The following is a 1,351-nucleotide window of genomic DNA, read 5'->3' as shown; positions in this document are numbered from 1 at the left end:
ATACAGGCCGACCCGACGCAGCGGCCGCAGCACGCGTTCGCAGATCACGCCGGGCGCGGTCTCCACGCGCACCGGCGCGGGCGCGCCGGCCGCATGGAAGCGCGCGATGCGCTCGCGCGCCTCGGCGATCGCCGCGCGCAATTCCGGCGCGACCTGCGCCGCCGCCGCGGCGAACTCCTCCGCCGTGACTTCGAGCGCATCGAGTTCGCAGCCGTCGTAGCGCCGCGTCAGCGCGCGCAAGGTCGCGTCGCCGTCGGCGCGCACCTGGGCGATCAGCCGCTTCACGGTCGCGCGGCGCGCAGCCGCCTCGACCGGCGCCTGCGCCGGCCGCTGCAAGGTCGCGGCCCGCGCGGCCGCATCCAGTTCCTTCCATGCCAACCGCTTCATGCGAGCATCTTCTCCACCGGCAATACGAGCATGCGACGCGCGCCGGCCCGGCGCATGTCCTCCAGATGCTGCCAGGTGATCGCGCCGTGGCAGACGGCCTGCAGCGCGACCTCGTCGGCGCTGCCCTCGATGCTCGTGACTGTCGGCTGCTGGCCCGGCGGCAGCAGCCGCGTGACACCGGCCAGCGCCGCTCGCGTGGTCTGCAGCAATACGAGCTTGGATTCGCGCACCTGGATCACGCCGTCGATGCGACGCAGCAGCAGTTCCTGCAGTTCGCCGCGCTCGTCGGGCGGCGCCACGGGCGCGCCGGCCAGCACGGCCTCGCTGTCGAGAATGCCGGCGACTTCGCGCAGCTGATTGGCCTGCAGGGTCGCGCCGCTGGACACGAGATCACAGATCGCATCGGCCGTGCCCAGGCGCGGCGCAATTTCCACCGATCCCGACAGCACGACGATCTTCGCCTCGACACCGGCAGCAGCCAGCCAGGCGCCGGTCAGCGCCGGATACGTCGTCGCGATGCGCAGGCCCTGCAGCGCCGCGCTGCCGGCGTATTCCTGTTCCTGCGGCAAGGCGATGGCCAGGCGGCAGCGGCCGAAGCCCAGCGGCAGGAGCTCGCGCAGCGCGGCCGCTTCGCCGCGGCCGCGCGCCGCGGCCTGCTGCTCGGCCAGCACGTTGCGGCCGACGATGCCGAGATCGCAGACGCCGTCGGCGATCAGGCCCGGAATGTCGTCGTCGCGCACGAGCAGCAGGTCGATCGCGAGGCTTTCGCCGAAGCAGAACAGCTTGTCGCGGCTCTGGCGGAACTTGAGGCCGCAGCGCGCGAGCAGATCCTGCGAGGCCTCGGCGAGCCGGCCCGATTTCTGCACTGCGATGCGCAACCGGTCGCGCGTCTTCATGAGGAACTCCTGCCGCGCGTGCGCGCCGGCGTGTCGCGACGGCCGGCGGCCGGCGCGGTGCCCGCGCG

General features: G+C 73.3%; 2 protein-coding genes. Both read right to left on the bottom strand.

All coding sequences use genetic code 11. The features are described from left to right. Positions 1 to 387, bottom strand: a 387-nt coding sequence (locus tag NON22_RS24405) for a histidinol dehydrogenase (protein ID WP_257389578.1), incomplete at its 3' end; no start/stop codon positions are given. Then, positions 384 to 1,283, bottom strand: coding sequence for an ATP phosphoribosyltransferase (gene hisG / locus NON22_RS24400; protein WP_257389577.1), 900 nt, complete (start codon positions 1,281 to 1,283; stop codon positions 384 to 386). The genes NON22_RS24405 and hisG, both read right to left, overlap by 4 nt. Positions 1,284 to 1,351: the final 68 nt, after the last annotated feature.

This window comes from Tahibacter caeni, from assembly GCF_024609805.1.
GTDB classification, from domain to species: domain Bacteria; phylum Pseudomonadota; class Gammaproteobacteria; order Xanthomonadales; family Rhodanobacteraceae; genus Tahibacter; species Tahibacter caeni.
The sequence above is the reverse complement of the archived record's forward strand: the minus strand, read 5'-3'. Positions and strand labels throughout refer to the sequence as shown.

Excerpts from the sequence above, each read along its gene's own strand:
- hisG (WP_257389577.1), bottom strand. The coding sequence starts at position 1,283 with ATGAAGACGCGCGACCGGTTGCGCATCGCAGTGCAGAAATCGGGCCGG.